A 7187-nucleotide genomic window follows, 5' to 3' on the forward strand; every position below is an offset into this window, starting at 1 on the left:
CTCGCGCTCGCCGAGGTGGATCACGTTGCCGTGGCCGTCGGCCAGGACCTGGATCTCGATGTGCCGGGGGGTGTCCACCCACCGCTCCACCAGGAGCGTGTCGTCGCCGAAGGAGGCACGGGCCTCCCGGCGGGCGGCGGCGATCTCGTCCTGAAGCACGGACAGGTCGCGCACCAGCCGCATGCCCTTGCCGCCACCGCCGGCCGAGGGCTTCAGCAGCACGGGCGCGCCCAGCGCGCGCGCCGCCTCGGCGAGTTCGGGGTCGCGGCCGCCGGGCACGACCGGCACCCCGGCCGCCTGCACCGTCTCCTTGGCGCGGATCTTGTCGCCCATCAGGGCGATGGCCTCGGCGGGCGGCCCGATGAAGACCAGCCCGGCGTCGGCGCACGCGCGCGCGAAGGCCGCGTTCTCCGCCAGGAAGCCGTAGCCGGGGTGGACCGCCTGGGCGCCGGTGCGGGCGGCCGCCTGAAGCAGCCGCTCCACCGACAGATAGCTCTCGGACGCCGGCGGCGGACCGATCCGTACCGCCGTGTCGGCCTCGCGGACGTGCCGGGCGTCGGCGTCCGCGTCGGAGAAGACGGCCACCGAGCGCACGCCCAGCGAGCGGAGCGTGCGGATCACGCGGACGGCGATCTCGCCCCGGTTGGCCACGAGCACTGTGTCGAACATGGGTCCTCCCCCCTTACATCCGGAAGACGCCGAACTGGGGCTCGCCCAGCGGCGCGTTGGCACAGGCGGTCAGCGCGAGACCCAGCACCTGGCGGGTCTCCAGCGGGTCGATCACGCCGTCGTCCCAGAGGCGGGCGGTGGCGTAGTAGGCACTGCCCTGGCGTTCGTACTGCTGCCGGATCGGCGCCTTGAACGACTCCTCCTCGTCGGCCGGCCACTCCTCGCCGCGCGCCTCCAGCTGGTCCCGCTTGACGGTCGCGAGGACGGAGGCCGCCTGCTCGCCGCCCATGACGGAGATCTTGGCGCCGGGCCACATCCACAGAAAGCGGGGCGAGTAGGCCCGGCCGCACATCGAGTAGTTGCCCGCGCCGTAGGAGCCGCCGACCACGACCGTCAGCTTCGGCACGCGCGTGCAGGCCACCGCGGTCACCATCTTGGCGCCGTGCTTGGCGATGCCGCCCGCCTCGTAGTCCTTGCCGACCATGAACCCCGAGATGTTCTGCAGGAACAGCAGCGGGATGCCGCGCTGGTCGCACAGCTCGATGAAGTGGGCGCCCTTCTGGGCGGACTCGGAGAACAGGATGCCGTTGTTGGCCACGATCCCGACCGGGTGGCCGTGGATGCGGGCGAAGCCGGTGACCAGGGTCTGCCCGAACTCGGCCTTGAACTCGGCGAAGCGCGAGCCGTCGACCACGCGCGCGATGATCTCGCGCACGTCGTAGGGGGTGCGGGAGTCGACCGGGACCGCGCCGTACAGGCCGTAGGGGTCGACCTTCGGCTCGACGGACTCGGTGACCTCCCAGGGCAGCGGCCCGCGCGCGGGGAGCGTCGCGGCGATGTTCCGCACGATCCGCAGCGCGTGCGCGTCGTCCTCGGCCAGATGGTCGGTGACGCCGGAGATGCGCGAGTGCACCTCGCCGCCGCCGAGCTCCTCGGCCGTGACGACCTCGCCGGTGGCCGCCTTCACCAGCGGCGGCCCGCCCAGGAAGATCGTGCCCTGACCGCGGACGATGACCGCCTCGTCGCTCATCGCCGGCACGTACGCCCCGCCGGCCGTGCAGGAGCCGAGGACCGCCGCGATCTGCGGGATGCCGGCGCCGGACATGCGGGCCTGGTTGTAGAAGATCCGCCCGAAGTGCTCCCGGTCCGGGAAGACCTCGTCCTGCATGGGCAGGAAGGCGCCGCCGGAGTCGACCAGGTAGACGCACGGCAGGCGGTTCTCCAGGGCCACCTCCTGGGCGCGCAGGTGCTTCTTCACCGTCATCGGGTAGTACGTGCCGCCCTTGACGGTCGCGTCGTTGGCGACGACCACGCACTCGCGGCCGCTCACCCGCCCGATCCCGGCGATCACGCCGGCGGCCGGGGCCGCGCCGTCGTACATCCCGTCGGCGGCCAGGGGCGCGAGCTCCAGGAAGGGCGAGCCGGGGTCGAGCAGCGCGTCCACCCGGTCCCTGGGCAGCAGCTTGCCGCGCGCGGTGTGCCTCGCCCGCGCCTTCTCACCCCCGCCCATACGGGCCGCGGCCAGCTTGCCGTGCAGCTCCTCGGCGAGCGCGCGATGAGCCCGCTCGTTGGCTTTCCAGGCCTCCGACGCGGGGTCGGCCGCGCTGTGAAGCTCCGGTGCCTCGTGCATCCTTGCGGTCCCCTCACCCAGTGATCGACTGTTAATGAGCGTTAACCATTTCCTTCAGGTTAACGACCGCTAACCTCCCTGTCTAGAATTGCCTTCATGGCCACCAGAACCGACGCCCCCACCCGCCGCGAGCAGATCCTCAAGGAGGCCGCGCGGCTGTTCGCCGAGCGCGGTTTCCACGGGGTCGGAGTCGACGAGATAGGCGCCGCCGTCGGCATCAGCGGCCCCGGTCTGTACCGCCACTTCGCGGGCAAGGACGCGATGCTGGCCGAGCTGCTGGTCGGCATCAGCGGCCAGCTGCTGACCGGCGCCAAGCGACGGCTCGCGGAGGTGGACGGCACTCCGGCCGAGGAGGTCCTCGACTCGCTCATCGAGGGGCACATCGACTTCGCGCTCGACGACCGTCCCCTGATCACCCTGCACGACCGCGAGCTGGACCGCCTGCGGGACAGCGACCGCAAGCTGGTGCGCCAGCTCCAGCGGCAGTACGTCGAGCTGTGGGTGTCGGTCCTGCGCGAGGTCTATCCGGGCCTGGCGGAGCCCGCCGCGCGCTCCGCCGTGCACTCCGTCTTCGGCCTGCTGAACTCCACGCCCCACCTGGGCCGCGCGGGCTCCCTGCCGGGCCGCGGGACCACCGCCGAACTGCTGCACCGGATGGCCAGAGGCGCGTTCGCGGCCGCCGCGACGGAGTGACGAGCGTTACGGGATCTCCTCTGGACGCCTCTCCCTACCCGCCGGTACCTTAATCATCTGAGCAAGCGCTTAGATAGCGTCCGGTATCCAGGTGGAGGTGGCGGCGGTGCGCCGTACGGTGTTCAACGAGGACCACGAGGCGTTCCGGGAGACTCTCCGCGCCTTCATCGAGGCCGAGGTCGTCCCCGTCTACGACGAGTGGTTCGCGGCCGGCCAGGCGCCGCGCGACTTCTACTTCAAGCTCGCCGAGCTGGGCCTGTTCGGCATCAACGTCCCCGAGGACTTCGGCGGCGCCGGCATCGACTCGTACAAGTTCGAGGCCGTGATGTACGAGGAGACCGCGCGGGCCGGTGTCCACTTCGGCGGCTCCGGCGTGCACGTGCTGCTCGCCCTGCCGTACATCAAGATGCTCGCCACCGACGAGCAGAAGAAGCGCTTCCTGCCGAAGTTCGTCTCCGCCGAGGAGATGTGGGCGCTGGCGATGACCGAGCCGGGCACCGGCTCCGACCTCGCGGGCATGAAGACCACCGCCAAGCTCAGCGAGGACGGCACGCACTACGTCCTCAACGGCTCCAAGACCTTCATCACCGGCGGCGTCCACGCCGACCGCGTGATCGTGTGCGCCCGCACCGCCGCGCCCACCGCCGAGGACCGCCGCCACGGCATCTCCCTGTTCGCCGTGGACACCAAGTCCGAGGGCTACTCCATCGGCCGCAAGCTGGACAAGCTCGGCCTGCGCACCTCCGACACCGCCGAACTCGCGTTCGTCGACGTCAAGGTCCCCGTCGAGGACCTGCTGGGCGAGGAGAACAAGGGCTTCTCCTACCTCGGCCACAACCTCGCCTCCGAGCGCTGGGGCATCGCCTTCGGCGCCTACGCGCAGGCCAAGGCCGCCGTCCGGTTCGCCCAGCAGTACGTGACGGACCGCACCGTCTTCGGCAAGCCGGTCGCCTCGTTCCAGAACACCAAGTTCGAGCTGGCCGCCTGCAAGGCCGAGGTGGACGCCGCCGAGGCGGTCGCCGACCGCGCCCTGGAGGCCCTGGACGCCGGTGAGCTGACCCCCGCCGAGGCCGCCAGCGCCAAGCTGTTCTGCACCGAGGTCGCCCACCGCGTCATCGACCGCTGCCTGCAGCTGCACGGCGGCTACGGCTTCATGAACGAGTACCCGATCGCCCGCCTGTACGCGGACAACCGCGTCAACCGCATCTACGGCGGCACCAGCGAGATCATGAAGACGATCATCGCGAAGGACATGGGCCTGTAAGCCCACCGCAATCACCGGCCGCTACCACTGGACGCCATGAGCCAGGCACTTCAGGACCTCCTCGATCTGCTCGACCTCGAGCAGATCGAGGAGGACATCTTCCGCGGCCGGTCCCGCTCCGCCGTCGTCCCCCGGGTCTTCGGGGGACAGGTGGCGGCGCAGGCACTGGTCGCCGCCGGGCGCACGGTCCCCGCCGACCGGCCCGCGCACTCCCTGCACGCGTACTTCCTGCGCCCCGGGGACCCGGGCGCGCCCATCGTCTACCAGGTCGACCGCATCCGCGACGGCCGCTCCTTCACCACCCGCCGCGTGGTCGCCGTCCAGCACGGCAAGCCGATCTTCCACCTGTCGGCGTCCTTCCAGACCCACGAGGACGGCCTCGACCACCAGGCCCCCATGCCGCCCGCGCCCGACCCGGCGACGCTGCCCACCTCCCATGAGCGGCTGCGCGGCTACGACCACCTCGCCCCGGCGGTCGTCGAGCGGTTCCTGGAGGCCCGCGAGGCCGTCGACCTGCGGTACGTCGAGGAACCGCCGTACGGCAAGTTCGGCGAGCCGCGCGAGCCGCACTCCCAGGTGTGGTTCCGCACCAACGGCAAGCTCGACGACGACCCGCTCCTGCACGTCGTCCTCGCCACCTACGTCTCCGACATGACGCTCCTCGACTCGGTCCTGCTCGCGCACGGCCGCGGCGGCTGGGCGGTCGGTGACGTCGTCGGCGCCTCGCTCGACCACGCCATGTGGTTCCACCGGCCCTTCCGCGCCGACGAATGGCTGCTGTACGACCAGGAGTCGCCGTCCGCGCACGGCGGGCGCGGTCTCGGGCAGGCCCGCATCTACACCCAGGACGGCCGCCTCGCGATCTCGGTCATCCAGGAGGGCGTGGTGCGCGTCCCGCGCTGAATTCGGTTGAGGCGGCGGGGCGTTCCGGGTGGGATGAGCCCATGACCGAGTCGTGGAACCGGCGGGGCGGACGCATCCGGGACGCCTACCTGACCGCCGCCGGCATCGCCGGCCACCTGGTGGCCGAGCCCGCCGTCGCCGAGGCCTGGGACGGGCCGAGCGTGCTGCCGAAGTGGAGCGTGCGGGGTCTGGCCGGGCACATGTTCTGGCCGGAGTTCGCGCTGCCGGGGATGCTCGCCGCACCGGTCCCGGCCGAGCCGGTCGTCTCTCTTCGGGAGTACTACCTGGAGCGGGTGACCTGGCTGGACGCGGGCGTCGACGCCCCCGTCAGCGGGCGCATCCGGCAGGGCGGCGAGGCCGCCGCGGCCGACGGGCACGAGGGGCTGCGCCGGCGCGTCGACGAGGTCCTCGCCGTGCTGCGGGACCTGCTGCCGGACGCACCCGCGGAGCGCCCCGTGCACGTCGCGACCTGGGGCGCGTGGTCACTGGAGCTGGACGACCTGCTGCTGACCCGGACGATGGAACTCGTCGTCCACAGCGACGACCTCGCGTGCAGCGTGGACCTGCCCGCCCCCGGCTTCCCGGAGTCCGTGACCGCCCCGGTCATCGACCTGCTCACCCGCCTCGCGGTCCGCCGCCACGGCCCGGCCGCCGTCGTCCGCGCCCTGTCCCGCGCCGAACGGGCGCCCGCCTCGATCGCCGGGATCTAGGGCCCTTCTGATGGGTCGTCGCGACGCCCGGCCCGCACGCTCACGGCACGGAACGCCGCTTCTTCTCCCACGGAGATCCAGCAGAAGGGCCCTGGGCGGGCCGCAGGCCGGCTAGATGAGACCCGCCTCCGCCAGCAGGTAGGCGGTCATCGGGTCGTAATAGCGCGGGCTGACCACGTGGTCGTCGAGCGGGACCGTCACCTGCACCGTTCCCTCGGCCTCGGCGAGGAAGAGGGCCGGGTCGTTGCTGTCGGCGTAGCCGACGGAGTCCACGCCGTGCCGGCCGGCGTACCCCGCCCAGCCGTGGTCGGCGACGACCAGGTCCGGCAGCGGGCGGCCCTCGCGCTCCAGCGCGGTGAGGATGGCCTTCATCGGCTCCCCGGAGTGGGTGTGCCACAGGGTGGCGCCGTGTTCGAGGACCGCCACGTCCGCGAACTGCATGACGTAGCCCTCCTCCGTCTGCAGCCCGTCCGGGATGACGACGATCTCGCAGCCGGCGGCCCGCAGCGCGACGGCCGTGGCGTTGTGCACCCCGAGCAGGCCGCCCGGGTGGCCGGTCGCGAGCAGCACCCGCTGCCGGCCCTCGGCCGCCTTGCGCAGCCGGCCCGCCATCCGCTCCAGCGCCGCGACCGTCAGCTCGGGGTCGATGGTGTCCTGGCCGTACCGGTACTCCGGGTCGTCGTTGACGCCGACCCGCTCCGCCATCACCGCGAGCACGTCCTGCTCGTCCCGCCAGCGGTCGCCGAGCTCCAGGCCGAGCCAGTAGTGGCGGTCGCCGTTCGCCAGCTTCCGGTAGTGGTTGAGGTTGTTCTCGCGGGGCGTCGCCACGTCGCCCGCGATGCGGGTCCGTACGAGATGGTCGACGAGCTCGGCGCGGCTGGGTGTCCCGGGTATCGGCATGAAACCCATTGTGAGGCAGCCGACTGTGCGCGTCCCTGGCGTCCCGGACGCTGCGACGCGGGTCACGTACTCATCGTCCTGAGTACCGCCGCCTATTGCCCGCGCAGGGCGAACCACAGCTCCATGCGGACGTCCGGATCGTCCAGGTCCGCCCCGAGCAGCGCCGCGCACCGGGCGATCCGCTGCCGGACGGTGTTGCGGTGCACGGCCAGGGCGACGGCCGTACGGTCCCAACTGCCGTGCAGGGACAGCCAGGTGCGCAGCGTCTCGGTCAGGGCCGGGGTGCCGGCGATCGGCGCGAGGACGCTGCGGGCGTGCGCGGCGGCCAGGTCCTGCGGCACCAGGTCGGCGAGCGCACTCCGCTCCCCGTGCCGGACCAGGGCGCCGCGGGTGGCCCGGGCGCGGGCCAGGGCGCGGG

The 7187-nt window shown here is 72.3% G+C and carries 8 protein-coding genes; 4 read left to right on the plus strand and 4 right to left on the minus strand.

The genetic code is table 11. The features are described 5' to 3' along the window. Together M8J74_RS15775 and M8J74_RS15780 are read right to left on the minus strand one after the other, a co-directional pair. The coding region (locus M8J74_RS15775) for a biotin carboxylase N-terminal domain-containing protein (protein ID WP_283948215.1) at positions 1-669 on the minus strand (669 nt) is incomplete at its 3' end. A 13-nt stretch (positions 670-682) separates the two neighbouring features. Beyond that, positions 683-2299 (minus strand): carboxyl transferase domain-containing protein, encoded by a 1617-nt coding sequence (locus tag M8J74_RS15780; RefSeq protein WP_249837001.1) that lies wholly within the window; start codon positions 2297-2299, stop codon positions 683-685. 96 nt (positions 2300-2395) lie between these two features. Here M8J74_RS15780 and M8J74_RS15785 point away from each other — a divergent pair, with 96 nt between their 5' ends. From M8J74_RS15785 to M8J74_RS15800, 4 genes are all read left to right on the plus strand, one after another. Then, positions 2396-2992, plus strand: a complete 597-nt coding sequence (locus M8J74_RS15785) for an SACE_7040 family transcriptional regulator (protein WP_249837002.1) — start codon at positions 2396-2398, stop codon at positions 2990-2992. Between the two features lie 106 nt (positions 2993-3098). Then, entirely contained in the window at positions 3099-4256 is a 1158-nt protein-coding gene (locus tag M8J74_RS15790) for an acyl-CoA dehydrogenase family protein (RefSeq protein WP_249837003.1), read from the plus strand. Between the two features lie 36 nt (positions 4257-4292). Continuing rightward, entirely contained in the window at positions 4293-5159 is an 867-nt protein-coding gene (tesB, locus tag M8J74_RS15795; protein ID WP_249837004.1) for an acyl-CoA thioesterase II, read from the plus strand. Between the two features lie 41 nt (positions 5160-5200). Beyond that, positions 5201-5869 (plus strand): maleylpyruvate isomerase N-terminal domain-containing protein, encoded by a 669-nt coding sequence (locus M8J74_RS15800; protein ID WP_249837005.1) that lies wholly within the window; start codon positions 5201-5203, stop codon positions 5867-5869. Positions 5870-5980: 111 nt separating this feature from the next. Here M8J74_RS15800 and M8J74_RS15805 read toward each other — a convergent pair whose 3' ends face one another. Continuing rightward, positions 5981-6769, minus strand: a complete 789-nt coding sequence (locus M8J74_RS15805) for a phosphatase (RefSeq protein ID WP_249837006.1) — start codon at positions 6767-6769, stop codon at positions 5981-5983. 92 nt (positions 6770-6861) lie between these two features. Beyond that, a partial coding sequence (locus tag M8J74_RS15810) for a helix-turn-helix domain-containing protein (RefSeq protein WP_249837007.1) occupies positions 6862-7187 on the minus strand: 326 nt, incomplete at its 5' end.

The organism is Streptomyces panaciradicis, from assembly GCF_023516615.1.
GTDB classification, from domain to species: domain Bacteria; phylum Actinomycetota; class Actinomycetes; order Streptomycetales; family Streptomycetaceae; genus Streptomyces; species Streptomyces panaciradicis.